Source organism: Nonomuraea turcica, assembly GCF_030718205.1.
Classification (GTDB): Bacteria; Actinomycetota; Actinomycetes; order Streptosporangiales; family Streptosporangiaceae; genus Nonomuraea.
The window spans coordinates 369,052-390,373 of sequence record NZ_JAUZQF010000009.1 but is presented as its reverse complement, the minus strand read 5'-3'; the positions used below and the strand labels follow the sequence as shown (position 1 = coordinate 390,373).

At 68.2% G+C, this 21,322-nt stretch carries 11 protein-coding genes; 5 read left to right on the top strand and 6 right to left on the bottom strand.

The features are described 5' to 3' along the window. Positions 1-29: 29 nt before the first annotated feature. Positions 30-812: a CPBP family intramembrane glutamic endopeptidase gene (locus tag Q9G87_RS25060; RefSeq protein WP_305918892.1), complete on the bottom strand. Its 783-nt coding sequence runs from the start codon at positions 810-812 to the stop codon at positions 30-32. 39 nt (positions 813-851) lie between these two features. Here Q9G87_RS25060 and Q9G87_RS25055 point away from each other — a divergent pair, with 39 nt between their 5' ends. Further along, positions 852-1,199 carry a DUF6285 domain-containing protein gene (locus Q9G87_RS25055; protein WP_305918891.1) on the top strand — a complete coding sequence of 116 codons (348 nt, stop codon included), beginning with the start codon at positions 852-854 and terminating at the stop codon, positions 1,197-1,199. A 45-nt stretch (positions 1,200-1,244) separates the two neighbouring features. Here the strand turns inward: Q9G87_RS25055 and mctP are convergent, their stop codons facing one another. Together mctP and Q9G87_RS25045 are read right to left on the bottom strand one after the other, a co-directional pair. Then, positions 1,245-2,855 (bottom strand): monocarboxylate uptake permease MctP, encoded by a 1,611-nt coding sequence (gene mctP, locus Q9G87_RS25050; RefSeq protein WP_305918890.1) that lies wholly within the window; start codon positions 2,853-2,855, stop codon positions 1,245-1,247. Beyond that, positions 2,852-3,061, bottom strand: a complete 210-nt coding sequence (locus Q9G87_RS25045; protein WP_305918889.1) for a DUF3311 domain-containing protein — start codon at positions 3,059-3,061, stop codon at positions 2,852-2,854. The genes mctP and Q9G87_RS25045 overlap by 4 nt, the downstream gene beginning before the upstream one ends. A 300-nt stretch (positions 3,062-3,361) precedes the next feature. Here Q9G87_RS25045 and Q9G87_RS25040 point away from each other — a divergent pair, with 300 nt between their 5' ends. Beyond that, positions 3,362-4,255 carry an SDR family oxidoreductase gene (locus Q9G87_RS25040; protein WP_305918888.1) on the top strand — a complete coding sequence of 298 codons (894 nt, stop codon included), beginning with the start codon at positions 3,362-3,364 and terminating at the stop codon, positions 4,253-4,255. 12 nt (positions 4,256-4,267) lie between these two features. Here Q9G87_RS25040 and Q9G87_RS25035 read toward each other — a convergent pair whose 3' ends face one another. The 3 genes from Q9G87_RS25035 to Q9G87_RS25025 are packed head-to-tail and all read right to left on the bottom strand — an operon-like array spanning position 4,268 to position 7,694. After that, positions 4,268-5,212 carry a helix-turn-helix transcriptional regulator gene (locus Q9G87_RS25035; RefSeq protein ID WP_305918887.1) on the bottom strand — a complete coding sequence of 315 codons (945 nt, stop codon included), beginning with the start codon at positions 5,210-5,212 and terminating at the stop codon, positions 4,268-4,270. Continuing rightward, positions 5,194-6,774 carry a CocE/NonD family hydrolase gene (locus Q9G87_RS25030; RefSeq protein WP_305918886.1) on the bottom strand — a complete coding sequence of 527 codons (1,581 nt, stop codon included), beginning with the start codon at positions 6,772-6,774 and terminating at the stop codon, positions 5,194-5,196. The genes Q9G87_RS25035 and Q9G87_RS25030 overlap by 19 nt, the downstream gene beginning before the upstream one ends. A gap of 56 nt (positions 6,775-6,830) precedes the next feature. Then, positions 6,831-7,694, bottom strand: a complete 864-nt coding sequence (locus Q9G87_RS25025) for a DUF4394 domain-containing protein (protein ID WP_305918885.1) — start codon at positions 7,692-7,694, stop codon at positions 6,831-6,833. 303 nt (positions 7,695-7,997) lie between these two features. Between Q9G87_RS25025 and Q9G87_RS25020 the strand changes: the two genes are divergently transcribed. The 3 genes from Q9G87_RS25020 (at position 7,998) to Q9G87_RS25010 (ending at position 21,296) form a co-directional block, all read left to right on the top strand. Next, positions 7,998-10,124 carry an anthranilate synthase component I gene (locus Q9G87_RS25020; protein ID WP_305918884.1) on the top strand — a complete coding sequence of 709 codons (2,127 nt, stop codon included), beginning with the start codon at positions 7,998-8,000 and terminating at the stop codon, positions 10,122-10,124. Positions 10,125-10,292: 168 nt separating this feature from the next. Next, entirely contained in the window at positions 10,293-11,483 is a 1,191-nt protein-coding gene (locus tag Q9G87_RS25015; protein WP_305918883.1) for an amidohydrolase family protein, read from the top strand. Positions 11,484-12,506: 1,023 nt separating this feature from the next. Beyond that, complete coding sequence (locus Q9G87_RS25010) at positions 12,507-21,296, top strand: DNRLRE domain-containing protein (RefSeq protein ID WP_305918882.1); 8,790 nt, start codon at positions 12,507-12,509, stop codon at positions 21,294-21,296. Positions 21,297-21,322 lie beyond the last annotated feature (26 nt).

Here is a 21,322-nt window from a genome sequence, read left to right as displayed (position 1 = left end):
AGCCGACAATCGTTGCCGAGTCAACGGTGTCAGGGCAGCCAGCTGACCCGTCCGCGCAGGAACGCGTACCCGACGAAGGCGACGGCGTCGATGAGCGTGTGGGCCACCACGAGCGGCGTCGCGCGCCCCCACCGCTGGTACAGCCGCCCGAACACCACGCCCATCACCACGTTTCCGACAAACCCCCCGAACCCCTGATACAGGTGGTACGACCCCCGCAACAGCGACGAGAGCGCGACGGCCTTCCACGGGCTCCATCCGGCCTGCCCGAGCCGGTGCAGCAGGTAGCCGGCGACCAGCACCTCCTCCAGCACGCCGTTCTGAGCCGCCGCGAGCAGCAGCACCGGCACCTGCCACCACACCTCGGGCAGCGCCCCGGGAACGACGGTCAGGTTCACCCCGGACGCCCACACCGCCAGGTAGAACGCCAGCCCGCTGCCGCCGATCGCGGCCGCGAGCAGGGCCCCGCGCACCAGGTCCCGCCGCGGCTCGCGCAGGTCCGCGCCGATCGTGCGCATGGACTCCCCGGAGCGCACCAGCAGGTACGCCACCAGCCCGACCGGCGCCACCGAGATCACGATCTGGACCAGCTGCAACGTCAGGTCCAGCCACGGCCGCCCCGGGGCCATGGACCCGACGAGCACGGCCTGCTGGCTCTTCAGCTCTTTCGGCGCGGTGAGCGCCCCGATCAGCCGCACGAGCGCCACCAGGCCGCTGGCGCCGAGCGAGACCGACATCACGACGAAGATCTCGGCCCGGATCAGCTGGGGCCCGAGCACCGGGGTAGATGCGGTGGGAGACTCTGTGCGCATGGCCGCAGGTTAGTCGTTGCCCGCTAAAAAGGAGATCAGATGACGAAGGGGCCGCACGACGTGCCCACGGCGGCGCAGCTGGTGGCCGCCGTGCGCGATTTCCTCGAGAGTGACGTGTTGCCGGCCGTCGAGGGCCGGGTGCGGTTCCACACCCGGGTCGCGATCAACGTGCTGGGCATGGTCGAGCGGGAGATCGAGCTGGGTCCCGCCCAAGCGGCCGAGCACGCCGCCCGGCTGGCCGCGCTGGGCGTGGCCGGCGACGCCGAGCTGGCCGCCGCCGTTCGCGAGGGCCGGATCGCCGACGACCACGAGCTCGTCGCCGCCCTGGTGGATGCCGTGCGGGCCAAGCTGGAGGTCGCCAACCCCGGCTATCTCGTGGCGGATTGACCGGCGGCCCGCCCCCGCGGGGGGACGGGGGCGGACCGCCGGGGTTCAGTGCGAGCCGGTCAGGTCCAGGTCCTTGACCTTGGGGTCGCCCTCGTCGGCGAAGTAGTCGTCGCGCGAGGTCCCGTCCGGCCCGTCGGCCATCTTGAGCGCCCGGAACACCAGCGTGCCCAGCGCCGCCACCACCAGGTTGACGATCACCGCGACGAACCCGACGTAGATCGTCATCTTGGTGTCGAACCCGAAGTTGGCCAGCGGGAACGCCGAGCCGCCGAAGTGCAGCTTGCCGTTGGCGGGGTTCGGGATGAGGTAGAGCATCCACATGCCCGCCCCAAGGCCGGCCGCCCAGCCCGCGATCAGGCCGCCCTTGTGGAACCAGCGCGTGTAGAGGCCGAGCGCCACCGACGGCAGCGTCTGCAGGATGATCACGCCGCCGATGAGCTGCAGGTCGATGGAGAACTGCGGGTCCAGCACCAGGATGCACAGCACCGCGCCGACCTTGACCAGGAGCGAGGTCAGCTTGGAGACCTTGGCCTCCTGGGCGTCGGTGGCGTGCTTGTTGAAGTACTCGCGGTAGATGTTGCGGGTGAACAGGTTGGCCGCCGCAATCGACATGATCGCCGCCGGGACCAGCGCGCCGATGCCGACCGCCGCGTAGGCGACGCCGGTGAACCAGTCGGGGAACATCTGGTCGAACAGCTGCGGCACGATCGTGTTGGCGTCCGGCTTGCCGTTCGCGTTCATGACCGGCTTGGTGCCGGCCGCGATCGCCATGTAGCCGAGCAGCGCGATCAGGCCGAGCAGGAGGCTGTAGGCGGGCAGCGCCGACATGTTCCGCTTGATCACGTTGCGGTTCTTGGAGGCCAGCACGCCGGTGAGGCTGTGCGGGTAGAGGAACAGCGCCAGCGCCGAGCCGAAGGCCAGCGTGATGTACTGCAGCTGGTTGGCGGCGTTGAGGATGATCCCGTCACCGGGCGCGGGGGAGGCGTCGAACTTCGCCTTCGCCGCGTCGAAGATCGATCCCCAGCCGCCCAGCTTGGCCGGGATGTAGAAGACCGCCGCCAGGATCACGATGTAGATCAGCGTGTCCTTGACGAAGGCGATCAATGCGGGGGCGCGCAGGCCCGACTGGTAGGTGTAGGCGGCCAGGATCGCGAACGCGATGATGATCGGCAGGTGCCCGGTGACGCCCATCGACTTCAGCACGGCCTCGATGCCGACCAGCTGCAGCGCGATGTACGGCATGGTCGCCACCAGCCCGGTGATCGCCACCAGCAGCGCCAGCGTCGGCGAGCCGAAGCGGGCCCGGACGAAGTCGGCCGGCGTGACGAACCCGTGCACGTGCGACACCGACCACAGCCTGACCAGGACCAGGAACACCAGCGGGTAGATGATCACGGTGTACGGCACGGCGAAGAAGCCCATGGCGCCGGCGCCGAACACGAGCGCGGGCACCGCCACGAACGTGTACGCGGTGTACAGGTCGCCGCCCACGAGGAACCAGGTGATCCAGGAGCCGAAGTTGCGGCCGCCCAGGCCCCACTCGTTCAGGCTCTCGATGTTGTCGGGCCGCCGCCAGCGGGCCGCCACGAATCCCATGGCGCTGACGACCAGGAACAGCACGATGAAGACGACCAGCTCGGTCGTGTGCCCGCTCACTTCGTCATCCTGTACACGATCGTCGTGGACACGACGCCGACCCCGATGAAGGCGAGCTGCAGCCAGTAGAACAGCGGGAAGCCCAGCAAGCGGGGCTCATCCCCGTTGAACAGGAACGTCAGCAACGGCAACACGATCGGCACGAGCAGCAGCCAGTTCCAGGGGCTGCGGTCGGTGCGCGGCTGCCCGGGTTCCCCGGTAGTCATCGACCCTCCGATGGCATGGATCAGCAGCCGGCGGTGACCGGCTCCTGACAGGTAGTCAATGGAGGGAGACTAGCTTTACGGCGGTATTAAACCCAATGTCGGTTATGTTACGGTTTGGCCTAAATACTGAGATTCCATCCCGGCATATGAGACACACAGCCGTAACGCCGTTGTGGGAGCTTAGTTACCAGGACCTCGCCTGCCCGTCATCGATCGGCGAGTGGTCGGTTGCACGCGCCGAACGGCTTCTCGCGGAAAACATGACAAGAGATGTCCTCTTTCCCGGACAGCATCGGTCGCATGATTGCTTTGGTGGCGGGCTCGACCCGCGGCACGGGACGAGGGATAGCGGTCGCGCTGGGCGCGGCCGGCGCGACGGTTTACTGCACGGGCCGCAGCACGCGCGAGCGGCGCTCGGAGATGAACAGGCCGGAGACCATCGAGGAGACGGCGGAGCTGGTCACGGCCGCCGGCGGCACGGGCATCGCCGTCCAGGTCGACCACCTCGACCCCGCGCAGGTCGAGGCGCTCGCGGGGCGCGTGGAGCGCGAGCAGGGCCGGCTCGACGTGCTGGTCAACGACGTGTGGGGAAGCGACCACCTGTGGGAGTGGGACACCCCCGTGTGGAAACACGACATGGACAAGGGGCTGCGGCTGCTCCGGCTGGCCGTCGACACCCACATCATCAGCAGCAGGTTCCTGCTGCCGCTGGTGATCAGGAACGAGGGCGGGCTGGTCGTGGAGGTCACCGACGGCACCTGGGAGTTCAACGAGACCCGCTACCGGCAGAACGTCTACTACGACCTGGCCAAGATGTCGGTGAACCGGCTGGCGTTCGCCTGGTCCGAGGAGCTGCGCCCGTACGGCGGGACGGGCGTGGCGGTCACGCCCGGGTTCCTGCGCTCGGAGGCGATGCTGGACAACTTCGGGGTCACCGAGGACAACTGGCGCGAGGCCAAGGTGGACCACACGAGCTGGCTGGTCTCCGAGACCCCCGCCTACGTGGGCCGCGCGATCGCCGCGATCGCCGCCGACCCTGACAAGCAACGCTGGTCGGGCAGGTCAGTGGACAGCGGGCAGCTGGCCGAGGCGTACGGTCTCACCGACGTGGACGGCAGCCGCCCGCAGGTGTGGCGCTTCATCACCGAGGTGGAGGAGACCGGCAAAGACGCCGACCCCGCCGACTACCGGTAGCCGCGGACCCTGCTACCCACCGTAGAGGGCGGAGGTGCGGGCGGCGGCCTCGGCGACCATCGTCCGCAGCTCCGGCGGCGCCAGCACCTCCGCCTCCGGCCCGAACCGCAGCACCTGCGAGAACGCCACCTCCACCGACTCCACCGCCAGCTGCACGGTCCCGTCCGGCTGGAGCGAGCCGAGCGCGTCCGCCAGCGCGGCCGGGTCGGCGATGTGCCGCAACATGCGCTGTCCCCGCTCGCTCAGCCGCAACGTGATCACGTCCCGCAGCAGCGAGCGGGTGAACTCGGCCGACTGCTCCGCCCAGAAGCCGGCCAGGTCGAAGCCGGGATCCCGGTCGAAGGCCTCGGCGAGCACGTCGATCGCGCCGAACCGGTGCACCCGGAAGATCAGGAACCGCGTCCCCAGCCGCGCGGCCAGGTACCAGACGCCTGCCTTCAGCACCAGCCCGTACGGCTCCAGCGTGCGCTGGTTGCCCTTGTACACCGTCCGCACGCGCCGGTCGTTCCACACCGCCCTGGCCAGCGGCGCCAGCGCGGCCGGCGGCGGATCGTCGCCGGCGAACCAGCCCGGCGCGTCCAGGTGGAAGCGCTGCGCCGCGGTCGCCGGCGCGTCACGCAGGGCCGGGGACAACGCGGCGGCCGCCTTCAGCCGGGCGGTCGCCGCCACGTCGTGCAGCCCCATCTCGCGCAGCGCGGCCGGCACGCCCGACAGGAACAACGCCTCGGCCTCGGACCGGTCCAGCCCGGTCAGCCGGGTCCGGTAGCCCTCGAGCAGCCGGTAGCCGCCGCCGCGGCCGCGGTCGGCGTACACCGGCACGCCGGCCTCCGACAACGCCAGCACGTCGCGGTGCACGGTGCGCTCGGAGACCTCCAGCTCCTTGGCCAGCTCGGTCGCCGTCATCCCGCCCCGGCCCTGCAACAGCAGGACCAGCGACATCAGCCGCGAGGCGCGCACACCGGCATCACCACCGCCGAGGGCCGGTCGGGCGAGTGGAACACCTCGACGTCGGCCGGCACCATCGGGCCGCCCGCGCCGAGGGGGTCGCCGGTGCCGGGGTTGCGGGCGATCGTCGGGTACGCCCCGGCCGCCACGTGCACCCGGATCCGGTGGTCGCGCCGGAACCGGTGCGCGATCGGCCACAGGTCCACCTCCACCCGCCGCACCTCCCCGGCTGACAGCGGCCCGAGGCGGCGCACGCCCTCGCACACGTTGACCGAGCGCCCGTCCGGCCAGACGTCGCACACCCGCACCACCACGTCCACGTACGGGGTGCTGGAGCGCACGAACACCTCCGCGCGGACCGGGCCGATCATCTCCACGCCCGACTCCAGCGCAGGCGAGCTGTAGACCAGCACGTCGCGGCGCTGCTCCAGCCGCCGCTGGTCGCGCGGCCGGGAGTCGCCGAGCAGCACCGGCCCGCCGATCACCGGCGTCGGATGGTCAGGATGGTAGCGGAACCGGTCGGGCCCGGCCTCCCGCGGACTGTCCACGCCCAGCCTGAACCCGTGCTGCAGATGCCACCGCTGCTCGCGCATGCCCGGCACCGGCCAGTCGGGGTAGTCACGCCACTCCTCGGCGCCCGTCACGTAGATCCGCACAGGGTCGGGCCGCAGCCGGGACAGGTCGCCCATCAGATGCGCGCGGAACCACGCCGACGCCTCCACCATCGTGGGCCGGGCGTGCCGCGTGTCGATGTGGTACCACGGCCCGATCGTCAGATAAGGCCGCCGGCCCGCCGCCCGCAGCGCCGCGTAGTCCTTCAGCTGCCACGGCAGGAACACGTCGTACCAGCCGCCCAGCATGGTGACGGCCGCGTCCACGTCGCCGACCTTCAGGGAGAAGTCCCGCTTGTCCCAGTACGGCACTGCCGGGTCCGCGTGATGCGTCACCAGATCCTGGAAGAAGGGCAGCGGCCGGCCCGCCGACACCAGGTCCAGCTCGGCCACCGGCCGGCCGGACAGCACCGCCCTGCGGGTGAGCCGGGGCGCGGTCCACAACGCGGCGCCGCCGAAGCGGCGCGACATGGCGTCGGTGAGCGTGGTCCAGCTCAGCGCCGACTCCAGCGCGAACGCGCCGCCTACGTAGGCGGCGTCCCTGAACTGGGAGGCGGTGATCTGCAGGGACATGGCCTTCAGGTCCGGCCCGGCGTAGGGGGCGATCGCCCACTGCGTGTAGCCGAGGTAGGAAGGGCCGAACATCGCGAACGAGCCGCCGTACCAGGGCTGCTCGCGCAGCCACGCGACGGTCGCCAGGCCGTCGTCGTGCTCGTCGCCGAGCGGGTCGAGCAGGCCGCCGGAGCCGAACCCGCCCCGGCAGCTCTGGATCACGACGTGGAAGCCCTGCCTGGCGAAGCCGCGGCCGAAGAACCAGCCGAACGGCCCGCGCCGGCCGTAGGGGGAGCGCATCAGAATGACGGGAGCCCGCTCGCCCGTGGCCGGAGCGTAGTGGTCGGCCAGCAGCGTCACGCCGTCGGGCATCGGCACCGGAAGATCGCGGTGGAGCCGCACGCGTCTCATGTACTAACCAGTAACAGATGCGCCCGGGGTGCGGTAGCCCGGGGGCACCGTGGGACCTATCTGTCGAGCTGGACCGCGATGTCGCTCACCTGACGGTTGGACGGGAACGTTCCAACCAGGGTCGCCGCGCCGGTGAGCACGTTGACCGAGTAGAAGCGGTAGGCACCGCGGACCTTGAGCGTGGCGTACGCGGCGTTGGACACCGTCACGCCCCTGCTCAGCCTGCTGTAGACGTCGAACCCGGCGTCGGTGGCGGCGTCCACGCCCAGCTTGCCGGTGGGGGCCAGGTTGCCGGCGTTGGCGGGGGACTGGAGCGAGACCTGGTCGTTCATGGTGTCCACGTCGATCAGGGTCGTCGCGGTGGCCGCGTCCAGGTCGTTGTTGGTGTAGCCGGCGGCGGTCACGCCGGTCGCGGTCGCCCCGGCCGTGGCGGGGGGCACGGGCGGGTTGGTGAGCGTGCCGTCGGTGGCGGTGGTGTTCCGGGCGGGCGCGCCGTTCGGGTCGTCGATGTTGTGCCGCAGGTTCTGGCCGGTGTCGCTGATCACGCGCAGCCGGTTGGCGGCCGGGTTGAAGTCGACGCCGAAGATCCTGCCCTGCAGCGCGACGGTCAGCTGCGACACCTTGGTCGCCCGCGCGCGGCTGTCGAGCGTGTAGATGCCGCCCCGGTCGCCGACCGCGTACAGCCGGCCGTCCTGGACGCGGTAGTCGATGCCGACCACTCTCATGTCGCCCCTGAGGCCGCTGATCCTGCCGGCCCGGTCGACGTTGCCGGGGTTGTCGCTACGGAAGACCACCAGATCGCCGCCGGTCGTCAGGCCCGCCACGAGCGGTCCGGCGTTTCGGTGCTGGGCCTGCGCGGGCGAGGCCAGAACCGCGCCCGCGCCGAGGACGGCGACGGCGAGCGCCAGTTGCTTACGCATCAGATCTCCTTGTGTGGGGTGTTGCCTTGCCCCTTTCTTCGCTGATGGGACCGTTGCGGATGACGTTCGTAGACGCGCACCACGTTGGCGGGCCGTCGGGCTGGACGCGCCGCGCGAGCCGCGTTGCGCGATCTTGATTGGCCGGATAACCTATCGGCATGCGAAATCACGCTCAGCTCCAGTGGTGGCGCCGCTCTTAGGCGGCGCGGGTTTCGCATTTCTCGACGGACGGCCGCCCCGGATGGCGGCCTTTCTCGTGTCCGCCCCCGGGGCTCGATCTTTTGACGTGATAAGGGGCAGCAGATGGAGACCAGCGGATATACCACCGCCGGGGGCATCGGGGTCGAGCGCGAGGCTCGCGAGGTGGACGAGACGGCGCTCGAAGAGATCGTGACGGCCCTCGGCGAACGACGCGGCGGCGCGTTCTCCTCGGGCATGGACTATCCGGGCCGCTACAGCCGATGGGCGTTCGGCTACGTCGATCCGTGCCTGGAGCTGGTCGCGAAGGGACGCACGATCAGCGCGACCGCGCTCAACGAGCGCGGCAGGATCGTGCTGCCCGCCGTCGCCTCCTGCCTGCTGGCCGCGGGCAAGCCGGTCACCGAGCCCACGGCGGAATGCATCGTGGTGCACGTACCCGAATCCGAAGACCTGCTGCCCGAGGAGATGCGCAGCCGCCGGCCGACCGTGTTCACCGCGATCCGCGAGGTCATCGCCGCCTTCCGCGGCGACGACCCGCACCTGGGTCTCTACGGCGCCTTCGGCTACGACCTGGCCTTCCAGTTCGAGCCCATCAGGCAGGAGCTCCCGCGCCCCGACGACCAGCGCGACCTCGTGCTCCACCTGCCCGACCGGCTGGTCGTCATCGACCGGCAGCGCGAGACGTGCGTCGAATACCGCTACGAGTTCACCGTGGACGGGACCACCACCCGCGGCCTGGAGCGCACCGGCGCGAGCACGCCCCTTGCCGTCCCCGGCGAACTGCCCGCGAACCCCGAGAAGGGCGAATACGCCAAGGTCGTGGCCGCCGCCAAGGAGAAGTTCAAGCGCGGCGACCTGTTCGAGGTCGTGCCCGGGCAGGTCTTCCACGCCGCCTGCACCGACCCGGCCGCCTTCTACCGCGGCCTGCGTCACAGCAACCCGGCCCCCTACGAGTTCATCATCAGCCTCGGCGAGGGCGAGCACCTCGTCGGCGCCTCGCCCGAGATGTACGTCCGGGTCACCGGCGACCGTGTCGAGACCTGCCCCATCTCCGGGACGATCGCCCGCGGCAGCAACCCGGTCGAGGACGCCGAGGCCATCCGCACGCTCCTGTCCAGCATCAAGGAGGAGTCGGAGCTGACCATGTGCACCGACGTCGACCGCAACGACAAGTCGCGGATCTGCGTGCCGGGCACGGTCAAGGTCATCGGCCGCCGCCAGATCGAGCTCTACTCCCGCCTCATCCACACCGTCGACCACATCGAGGGCCGGCTGCGCCCCGAGTTCGACGCGCTCGACGCCTTCCTCACCCACATGTGGGCCGTCACCGTCACCGGGGCCCCCAAGACCTGGGCCATGCAGTTCATCGAGGACCACGAGGCCACCACCCGCCGGTGGTACGGCGGCGCCATCGGCTTCATCGGCTTCGACGGCTCCATGAACACCGGCCTGACCCTGCGCACCGCCCAGGTCAAGAACGGCGTGGCGACCGTCAGGGCCGGGGCCACGCTGCTGTTCGACTCCGACCCCGAGTCCGAGGAACGCGAGACGGAGCTCAAGGCCAGCGCCCTGCTCGGCGCCCTGGCCACGGTCAACGAGCCGGACGCCGTTCCGGTCGCCGAGCCCAGGCCGCAGCCGGGCTTGGGCATGAAGGTGCTGCTCGTCGACCACGAGGACTCCTTCGTCAACACCCTGGCGGACTACTTCCGCCAGGAGGGCGCGGACGTCGTGACGTTGCGTCACGGCTTCCCGGCCCACATGATCGACGAGATCGGCCCCGACCTCGTGGTGCTGTCGCCGGGGCCGGGCTGGCCGACCGACTTCGGCATGGCGGCGCTGCTCGACCAGGTCTACGCCCGCGACCTGCCGGTCTTCGGCGTCTGCCTCGGCCTGCAGGCCATGGTGGAGCAGGCAGGCGGCACGCTGGAGCTGCTCGGCTACCCCGAACACGGCAAGCGCGGCCAGGTCACGCGGCTCGGCGACAGCGCGCTGCTGGACGGGCTGCCCGAGCAGTTCACCGCGGCCCGCTACCACTCGCTGCACGCCAAGCAGCCCGGAGTGGTCGGCTTCGCCGCGACCGCGCTCACGCCCGACGGCAACGTCATGGCCATCGAGGACGTCGAGCGGCGGCGCTTCGCCGTGCAGTTCCACCCCGAGTCGATCCTGACCCAGGAAGGCGGGGCCGGCGCGAAGGTCATCGCGAACGTGCTACGGCTCTGCCGCCGCTAGGGCGGTGCGGACCTGAGCCGCCCGGCTGGGGCGGCTCGCGCTGTCGCGCAATGGGGCGGCTCGCGCTGTCGCGTAATGGGGCGGCTCGCGCTGTCGCGCAACACGCCCAGGCGCGCGTAGCTCGTAAAAGGGCGGCGGGTGCATGCGGGACTCCCATAGAGTCTCCGCATGCACCCCGTAGATCTACCCGGCACGGTGCGTGACGCGCTGCTGGCCCCGCTCGTCGACCACCACTGTCACGGGGTGCGCAGAGACGACCTGACGAGAGCCCAGTTCGAGCTGCTCATCCACGAGGGCGGCAGCGCGGCCCCGCCTGGCACCACCCACTTCGACACACCCTTCGGCCTGGCGATCCGGCGCTGGTGCGCGCCCCTGCTCGACCTGGAGCCGCACGCCCCGCCCGCCGTCTACCTCGCCCGCCGGGCCGAGCTGGGCGCCGCCGAGGTCAACAGCCGGCTGCTGGCCGCGGCCGGGGTGGTGGCGTTCCTCGTGGACACCGGGTCCGAGGACGCGGACCTGCTGTCGGCAGCCGAGATCGGACGATATGGCGGCGCGGCGGCCGACGAACTGGTCAGAATCGAGCAGATCGAGCACGACGTGGCCGAGACCGCCGAGCTCGCCGTCGACTACCTCGACAACCTCGGCGAGGAGCTGACCGCCAGGGCCGCCAGGGCGGTCGGCCTCAAGACCGTCATGGCCGGGCTCTGCGGGCTGGACTTCGATCCGGCCAGGCCGAGCAGGGGCTCGGTGATCGCGGCGGCCAACCGGCGGCTGGCCGACCCGAAGCAGCCGCTCACCGACCCCGTCCTGCTGCGCCACCTGCTGTGGAACGCGATCGAGGTGGCCAGGGAACGCTGCCTGCCCGTGCAGTTCCACACGGGCCTCGGCGGCGTGCCCGGACTCGGCGTGGGCGCGGCGGCGCGGTTCGGCGGTGGCGCGGGGGCGGACCTGCACCGCACGGACCCGGCCCGGCTGAGCACCTTCATCGCCGGGCTCCAGCCCGCCGGCGTGCCGGTGATCCTTCTGCACTGCCATCCGTTCCACCGCCAGGCCGCCTACCTGGCCGGCCGCTACCCGCACGTCTACGTGGACGTTGGGCTCGCCCTGCCGCACACCGCCGCCGCGTCCGCCAGGGTCATGGAGGAGCTGCTGGAGCTGGCGCCGTTCCACAAGCTGCTGTTCAGCTCCGGCTGCCGCGGCGCGGCCGAAAGCTGTCTGCTGGGCGCCCTCTACTACCGGCAGGCGCTGGGCGCGGCGCTCGCGGCCAGGGTCGGCGCGGGGGAGTGGAGCGCCGCGGACGCGGCCAAAATCGCCCACATGATCGGCTCAGGGAACGCCCGCCGCATTTACCGCTTGTGAGGCACCTCCTCCTCGCGGAGAAGGTGTGATCCACGTCTCATTCCGGATAATCGGCCACCATGACTGCTGCCGCGATACGAGACCTTTGCTAGTCATTCGGTCCGGTACGATCAAGGGCTACTTAGGCCCGAGAACGGCGCCGACAAGCAGAATAGCGGTCTGGAAGATCACTGAAGAGCTCGTTCCTGTGGCCGTGTGGCTAGGTCCGTGGTGGGTGTCTACGCGAGTCTGGGAGCCAGTGTTCAGATGTCGCCGGTCCTGGTGATTTCGGGTGATCCGGGTTCGTGGTTCGCAGGTTGAGGGTTGCGGCGCATGTTCTCCCTGTGACCCGGGCTCCTTGCCCGGGATCCCGGATCTCACGCGTGTCTCGCCGGTCGAGAACGCTCCGGTCCTGCGTCACCCTGTGGGTGTCCCTGCGGCAGCAAATGTCGCCTCCTGGGTATGCGGTGAGCCGATCTTTGATCTGCGAGTCGGGCAAACCCTTTTGATCTACACATGGATGGTGACGGCGGTCAAGACCGCTGGGCAAAGATTCGCCGCCACGGCCCCTCTGATACGCCTTTCTGCAGGTTGCTCGACGCGTCGGCCGCAAGTTTACGGACTGTGCTGTTTTCTGTGAGTTTGTTGTGAATTGACTCCCGGAGCTTTGCCGGGTGCTCGTGATCACCTGCGGGTTTCACTCTGCGTTATCGCTGGCGTGGGACGGCTGGGATCCCATCTTCGGGTCGATCTTCGCAGCCGGGAGGGCTTGTCGCCCCTGCTTCAACAGTGTGTTCGGTCATTCAGGTAAGCCACCTTCCGTTGGCCTTGACCGAATGTGCCGGTTTGTGACGTTATTTGGGTGTTTTGCTCCGAGGATCTTTTAGATCCTCCTTACCTGCGGCCCCGCAAGGGGTCGCATGAGTGTGGAGTGTGCCCGTGTCACAATTACCCCTCCCTCGACCGCAACCGGCCGGACGGCCCCGACCCCGACGTCACACACGGTTACGCCGATCCGTCACCCTGATCACCACCCTCGCCCTGGTGCTGTCGCTGGCCCCGGCGCCACCCGCCGTGGCGCAAACCGGCCCGGCCGAGCCCGGGTTGCTCTCCCAGGCGGTGAGTTGGCTGGCCGGGCAGGTGGCCGGCTGGTTCGCCGTCGAGCCGGAGGGCAAGACACCCCCGAGCGCCGACAAGGTCACGCTGCCGGGCCGCGACACCCGCCCGGCGGCCGGGTGGCAGGCGGCCCCGCCCGGCAAACGGGTCAAGGAGGTGGCCGGTAAGCGGTGGCGGTATGGCACCGTTTATGAGCTGGAGGACGGCCGTTCGCAGGCGGAGATCTCGACGCGGCCGGTGCATTATCAGGACGCCTCGGGCGCCTGGGAGAAGATCGACACGACCGTCGCGGCGACGTCGGAGGACGGGTTCGTCCACGGCAACGACAAGACCGGTTTCCAGGCCCGCTTCGGCGACAAAACCGACAAGCTGGTCCGGGTCGGGGTCGGTAAGCGGCAGGTCACGTTCGGCCTGCCGGGTGAGGCGCGGCCGGTCGTCCCGACGGTGGACGGTTCGACGGTTACCTTCCCGGGCGTGTGGGACGGCGCCGACCTGGTGTACACCGTGACCGGCTCGGGGGTGACCGAGCACCTGCGGCTGACCAAGCCGCCCACGGCGGGGACGGTGTTCGCGTTCACCGTCAAGACCGGCGGCGGCCTGCAGGCAACGCAGAACGCCGACGGGTCGATCGTCTTCACGGGCGAGGACGGAGATCGCGCGTTCACCATCCCCCGCCCGTTCATGATCGACGCTCAGTCGGATGCGGCCTCGCCGTTCGGCAGGCGCACCGGCGCCATCACCCAGGAACTGACGCAGGGGCAGGGTGGTGAGGCGACGATCACGCTGAAGCCGGACGCGGCGTGGCTGGCCGCTCCCGAGCGGAAGTGGCCGGTGGTGATCGACCCCACCCTGAAGATCAACGACTGGGGGGCCAACCTCTACGACACCTACGTCAGCAACGCCGCGACCTCTTCCAACTTCGCCGACTCGTGGAAGCTGCCGGTGGGCAAGAGCGCGGCGGGGCTGAACCGGGCGCTGCTGTACTTCGGCCCTCCAGGGGCCAACGAGGATGTGCTGCCGATCGGCACCCGCATCGACCAGGCCCGCCTGGAGGTGTACTTCGACCAGGCACTGGGTGAGAGCGCGGCGGTGACGCTGGCCGCCCACGAGATCACCGATGACTCCTGGGTCTGGGATCCCCAGGGGGTGACCTGGAGCAACCAGCCCTCTTTCGCCTCTACCGCGGCTTCGACAGTGACCCGCAATGTGGGGGAATTGTCGCGCTGGCACGGCTTCGATGTGACCGCGATGGTCAACGCCTGGTACTCCAGCGGCGCCGCGCCGATGGGCGGCATCCTGCTCAAGGCCGCCAACGAGGCCAGGACGGCGCCGGTGGGCGGGGTGGCCTACCAGGCGATGGACGACTTCACCGGGGTCGACCCGCTGACCATCGATCCGGTCGCGCATCCGCGGCTGCTGGTGACGTTCGGCAAGCCGTCGGTGACGCTGGAGCAGCCGACGCTGGCCACCTCGGTGGGCGCGTCGCTGTCGTGGAGCGCCTACGCCGACCCCACCCCCGGCGACGCCTCCGATGACCTGGTGGAGTACCGGCTGCGCAGGACGTGCCCGTCGGGCTGCCAGATCACCTCCAACACCACCGGCGGCGACGGGGACGACCTGGTGGTGACGCTGGGGCCGGAGGTCACCTCCTACGCCGACACCAGCAGCGGCGCCGACCCGTTCGATGCCGCCAGCCCGGACTACGCCCACCAGGCGGACTACTGGGTGGAGGCGGTGCTGGCCAACGGGCAGGTGGTGCCCTCGCAGCAGGTGCGGGCGTTCCTGCCCAAGCCCGGCTACGTCACCAAGACCCTGTACGGGACCGCCGACACCACGCTGTCGTCCGGGGAGGCGTCGGCCGGCCACGATGTGGTGGGCGGGCAGAAGCGGCTGCAGGTCGGCAACACCGCCACCGCCCTGGCCAACACCCGCGCCGTGGTCACGTTCGGCGACTACACCGAGCAGATCCCGGCCGGCGCCCAGATCGCCGACGCGCGGTTGTCGCTGTGGCAGGCCACCGCCACCGGCACCGGCGCCTCCTTCACCGCCCACAAGCTCACCAAAGCCTTCGACGAGAGCGCGACCTGGACCAGCCCCTGGACCACGCCCGGCGGCGACGTCGACGCCGCCGCACTGGGCAGCCTCGACGGGTTGAGCGACACCGCCGGCTGGCGGCAGTGGACGGTCACCGACGCCGCCAAGGCCTGGACCGCCACCCCGAGCACCAACCACGGCCTGCTGGTCAAGATCGGCAACGAGGCCGGCGCGGCCAAGCAGTCAGCCCAGTTCCTGGCCACCGAGACCAGTGAGCCGCTGCTGCGGCCCAAGCTGGCCGTCACCTACGCCGACCCGGCCGCGGTCACCTCCTTCTACGCCCCCGGCACCCCCGAACGGCTGGACACCGCCGCCACCACCACGGTCACGGTAATGGTGAAGAACACCACCAGCCAGCCCTGGCCGGCCGCCTCGACCAAGCTGTCCTACCACTGGAAACTGCCGGACGACACCGACATCTCCACCCCCGACACCCAGCTCAAGACCGACCTGCCCGATCTGGAGCCGGGCGCCGCCGCCACGGTGACCGCCGCGGTCAAGGCACCGGCGGCGGTCGGGAACCTGGCCGAGGGCGCCCAACTGGTGTGGGACGTGCAAGACACCGTCACCAACAACTGGAAGTCGGCCACCCACCAGCTGCCGCAGCTGCCCCAGCAGATCCGCCTCGACTCCCCCACCTCGGACCTGCTCGGCTTGGAGAAGTTCTACGCCTACACCGGCAAGAACACCGGCGCCGGCGGCACCGCGCTGACCAACCTGTATGCCGGCAACGCGGTGTGGGGCTACAACGCCTTCTCCAACCCCTCCCGCGGCCCGCAAACCTTCGCCCGGATGACCTACAACAGCCTGGACACCAGCACCGCCTCCCTCGGCTACGGCTGGAGCCTGCAGACCTCCACGCTGGCCAAGCTGGGCTCGCAACTGCAGTTCCACCCGCCCGGCCAGAAATGGCCCGAGCAGGTCAGGTTGACCGACGGCGACGGCACCACGCACGTGTGGACCATCGACCGCCACGGCAACACCGGCTGCCTGCCCAACACCTGCGACTACGTCCACCCCCGCGGCGTGCACCTGTACCTGCAACGCGTCCCGGAGTCGGCCAGCCTGCCGGACCGCTACTCGCGTGACCCGGCCCGCCAGTGGGTGTTCACCAAACCGGACCGCACCCAGTTCTTCTTCGACGAGGAGGGCTTCCAGTCCGCGATCGTCGACAAGAACGGCAACACCATGGCGTTCACCTACGAACGCCGCCACTCCAACAACAAGCCCACCAAGTTCCTGCAGTACATCACCGACGCCGCCGGCCGCCAGACGCTGACCTTCGACTACTACACCAAGGGCCAGGACTACAGCTACATCAACGACGCCGGCCAGGAAGTCAGCGACACCAAGCTGACCAACCCGCACATCATCGACAACGTCGAGTCCATCACCGACATCGCCGGCCGCAAGGTCACCTTCACCTACACCGACAAGGGCCTGCTGGCCAAGATGGTCGACGGCGCGGGCGACGACGGCGCGAAGACGTTCGGCTTCACCTACGACGCCACCCAAGGCACCAAGAACGTCAAACTCGTCAACGTCACCGACCCGCGGGGCAACAGCACCAAGCTGGCCTACTACGAGGCGACGACCGACCCCAAGGACAAGTGGGAGCTCGAAACCCTCACCGACCGCGAGAACGGCATCACCCACTTCGACTACGTCGACCCCGACGGCCCGCAAGACGGAGTGATCCACGCCACGGTCACCGACCCGCTCCAGCACGGCACCGGGCGCAACACCAAGTACGTGCTGGACGCCTTGGGCCGCCCCGATGAGATCACGAACGCCAACCTCGAGATCACCGATCTGGTGTGGAGCCCGGATCACAATGTCACCACACTGATCGAGAAGGGCCGCGCCGACTCACCGACGCCTGACGCCATCACGACGTGGACGTATGACGACAAGACCGGCTACCCGCTGACCATCACCGACGCCGAAGCCAACAACAACGGCACCAGCCCCACGGTGCTGGACTACTACCGCGGCCTGGGCGGCTACGTCGCCGACCTGAAGACGAAGACCAGCCCCGAAGGGCGCACGTGGGCCTTCAGCTATGACGACCGCGGCAACCTCGAGACCGTCACCGACCCGCTCGGCGTCACGACGCCGGACGCGACGGACTACACCACCTTCTACGAGTACGATCCCGTCGGCCAGCTGGCCAAGGTCATCGACGCCAGAGACAACCCCACCACGTTCACCGACTACCACCCCACCGGATACCCGGAGAAGATCACCGACGCCGACAACAACGTCACCACCACCGGCTATGACGTGCGCGGCAATGTGCTGTCGGTGATCGACGCGCTGGGCAAGAAGACCACCCAGACCTACGACATCTTCAAACGCCCGCTGGAGTCCAAGGTCCCCAAGGACCAGGATGCCTCCCCGCCGGTGTTCATCACCACGCCCGCCCCGGTCTACGACCGCAACGACAACGTCACCAAGACCACCGCCCCCAATGGCGCCGTCGCCACCGCCACCTACGACAAAGCCGACCAGCTGATCGAGTCGGCGCTGCCCAAGGACACCACCGACGGGCCCGAACGCAAGGCCACCTTCACCTGGGACCTGGCCGGCAACCTCACAACCCAGACCGAGCCCAAGGGCAACCTGACCGGCGCGAACCCGGCCGAGTTCACCACCACCTACACCTACGACCCGATCTACCAGCTGACCGACATCCTCAACGCCGACCAGCACAAACTCACCTACCGCTACAACGACGTCGGCAACGTCACCACGGTCATCGACCCGCGCAAGAACACCACCACCGACACCGCCGACTACACCGCGTTCTCCACCTACGACCTCAACCACCGCGTCACGACCGTCAAGGACGCCGCGGGCTTCGAGACGTCCACTGAGTATGACCTGGACGGGCTGGTCGTCGGCCAGACCGACCAGGACAACAACAAGACGATCACCGCCTACAACGCACGCGGCGACGTCACCGAAACCAAGGTGCCGCACTCGGAGACCGGCGGCGTCATCAAGTACGTCACCACCCAGTTCACCTACGACGAGGTCGGCAACAAGACCAAGACCATCACGCCCCGCGGGGTGGAACGCGGCGGAGACCTAGTCGACTTCGTCGCCGAAACGAAATACGACAAGCTCAACCGCCCGATCGAGGAGATCTACCCGTACGACCGGTCCGACCCGGTCTACAACACCCCCGACAAGGTCCTCTACACCTACGACCCGGCCTCCCGGCTCAAGACGATCTCCCACCCGCCCTCGCACGGCCAGACCATCCGCAACATCTCGACGATGACCTACTGGGACAACGGCTGGTCCAAGACCACCACCGACCCATGGGACATCAAGACCACCTACGACTACAACGAACTCGGCCTACAGAAAAACCGCACCGTCACCAGCGCGGGCGGCTCCAGCCAGCGTGCCCTGGACTGGGACTACTACCCCGACGGCAAACTCAAGACCCACTCCGACAACGGCACCCCGCTCGGCCTCGACGTCGTCATGAACGACAACTCCGATGTCGGCCAGGTGAGTACGACCGGCACCTGGACCTTGGGTTCGGGGAGCAGCTCGTCCTCGAACATCGTCGGCCCACAGGTGGCAGCGGCCGAGGGCTTCGTCGGCTACGACTACGCCACCGCCCCGGCGGGCACCGGCCAGTCGTCGTTCACCTGGAACCTGACCACCCCCACGGACGGCACCTACAAGGTGCAGGTTCAGTACCCGACCGGCGCGACGGCCACCAACGCCAAGTACACGGTCAAGCACCAGGGCGGCGAGGCCGGCGTCACCGTCGACCAGACCCAAAACCCCGGCACCTGGGTCGAGCTGGGCAGCTACACCTTCACCGCCGGCACCACCCACAGCGTCACTCTCACCGACGCCGCCAACGGCACGGTGGCGGCCGATGCGGTCAAGCTGGTCCGCGACAACACCGGCGAGTCCGACGCCGAGAAGAAGGACTTCGCCTACACCTACGACCCCAACGCCAACCTCACCAAGATCGAGGACAAGTCCCCGACCGCCAAGATCGACGTGTGGGACGTCGCCTACACCAACCTCAACCAGATCGACACGATCAAGGAGTTCCTCAACGGCACGCTGAAGAACACCACCAGCTACGCCTACAACGAAAACAGCGCCGTCACCACGCGCACTCATGACAAGACGGTGGCCACCTACGGTTACGACGTGCGTGACCTGGTCAACGAGGTCGTCAACAAGAAATCGGTCACCGACACTGCGCCGAAGACCACCCGCTACACCTACACCAAGCGCGGTGAACGCTTCACCGAGACGAAGGCCAACGGCAACACCGTCACCTACGGCTACTTCCTGTCCGGCGTGCTACAACACTCCATCGAGAAGAAGCCCAACGCCACCGTCGTCTCTGAGCACACCATCGGCTACCAGGGCAACCTGCACCGCTCAAGCGACCACGCAAAGATCCAGAACGCCGACAACCCCGGCGCCTACCTCGATCACACCTACGCCTACACCTACGACCCCCGCGACCGCATCGCCAAAACAGTCAAAACCCCCACCAGCGGCGGAACGGCCGAGACCGAAACCTACTCCCACGACGCCAACAGCAACGTCTGGGAAGAGGTCCTCGGCAAGAAGACCACCTTCACCTACGACCGCAACCGCCTGATGACCTCCGCCACCAACGGAGCCACCAGCACCTACACCTACGACCCCTACGGCCGACTGCGCACCATCCAAGGCGGCGGCAAAACCCAGGAGAAGTACACCTACGACGGCTTCGACCACGTCACCAAGCACGAAAAACTCGGCGGCGACGGCGTCACCAGCACGGTGACCAGCTACACCTACGACCCGCTCGACCGGACCACGTCGAAGACTGAAAAGGAAGGCACCGCCAACGCCAAGACCACCGCCTACTCCTACCTCGGCCTGTCGGCAGAGGTCCTGGACGAAGAGGTGGCCGGCAAGCTCACCAAGTCCTTCCAATATTCGCCGTGGGGCGAGCGTTTGTCGCAGGTCAAGGTGAAGGCCGACAGCACGGAGGAGTCCTCGTACTACGGCTACAACCCGCACACTGACGTCGAACAGATCACCTCGGAGGCGGGCGACACCCGGGCCACCTACGGCTACACCGCCTACGGCAAGAACGACGATAAACTCTTCACCGGCGTCGACAAACCCGACCCCGTCGACCCCACCGCCAAAGAGGAGTACAACCCCTACCGCTTCAACGCCAAGCGCTGGGACAACTCCACCGGCATGTACGACATGGGGTTCCGCGACTACAACCCCGGCCTCAACCGCTTCCTCAACCTCGACACCTACAACGGCGCCCTCAACGACCTGAGCCTCGGCCTCGACCCCTGGACCGCCAACCGCTACGCCTTCACCGGCGGCAACCCCATCAACATCATCGAACTCGACGGTCACGCAGGATGCACGCCAGGAGAGTTCTGCAACACCGGACGCCGCTCGGCCAGCGGCGATATCAAGCCCGAAAAGGTGCCCGGCGCACCCGGTTACCGGCCTGCCGGAGACCCGTGCGCGAAGGTCAATTGCAATCCTCGTCCCACGCCCAAGAAGTCCAAGGGTTTCTGGGATGGCTCCCGTGACTCGGCCATGGGCATCTACCAGGCAGGCTGGGACCTGACCTGCATAATATGCCACGCCGTTGTACCGGACTGGAGCGACCTTCCGAAGTACCCCATGCAATTCTTCGGGGTGGACACCGACAGTGGGGAATTCAAGACCGGATACTGGGGAACCCAGGCACTAACCCTATTAGTCGCGCCAGAAGGCGAAGCTGTCAGGGCGGGAGCTGCTGCCAGATCCGGCAGTAAGGCGACGGCAATTCCTTGCCTGAATAGCTTTGCGGCAGGCACCAAGGTCCTCATGGGTGACGGCACCCAAAAGAACATCGAGGATATCAAGGTCGGTGACAAGGTAACGGCCACTGATCCTGAGACAGGTGAGACCAGCGTCAAAGAAGTCATCGCGGTTCACCGCAATCAAGATGAGAAGCTGGCTGACGTCGAGATCCGAATCGATGGGAAACGCGTCAAGGTCGTACATACTACTCAGCATCATCCCTTCTGGGATGAATCCCAGAAGGATTGGGTAGAGGCGGAGAACTTGCGGCCTGGCGACATCCTCCGCACGCCTGACGGAGCGGTGGCAGTGGTCGTTCGGGTACGGTCCTTCAACGACATCCAGTTCATGTACAACCTAAGCGTGGACCGCATCCAAACCTACTACGTGAAGGCTGACGAGACGGCCGTCCTCGTCCACAATACGAAACCAGGGTGCGGGTCCTTGTGGATATCAGCCGACAAGGTGCCGCACCATTTCATGCGAGCCGATGACGAGGGGGTCACGCACGCGGCACAGTTCGGCATAAAAGGTCCGTATAACAAGACCAATGCTGGCGCCTTCATCGAGGCGATCAGGCAATTGGTCGAAAATCCTGGAACCAAGGTCATTCGCGGCACCTTCAGAGGTCAGAATGCTGTCCATTACGTCGACGAGGCCACCGGGCGGCACGCGTCATTTGTCGCGGACGGGCCAAGGGTAGGAGAATACATGGGAGGATGGCAGTCTGCGGGTGATCAACTAAGATATCTGCTGGAGCGCGGAGTGCTCTAGCTGATATACTGATCGGGCGTCACACC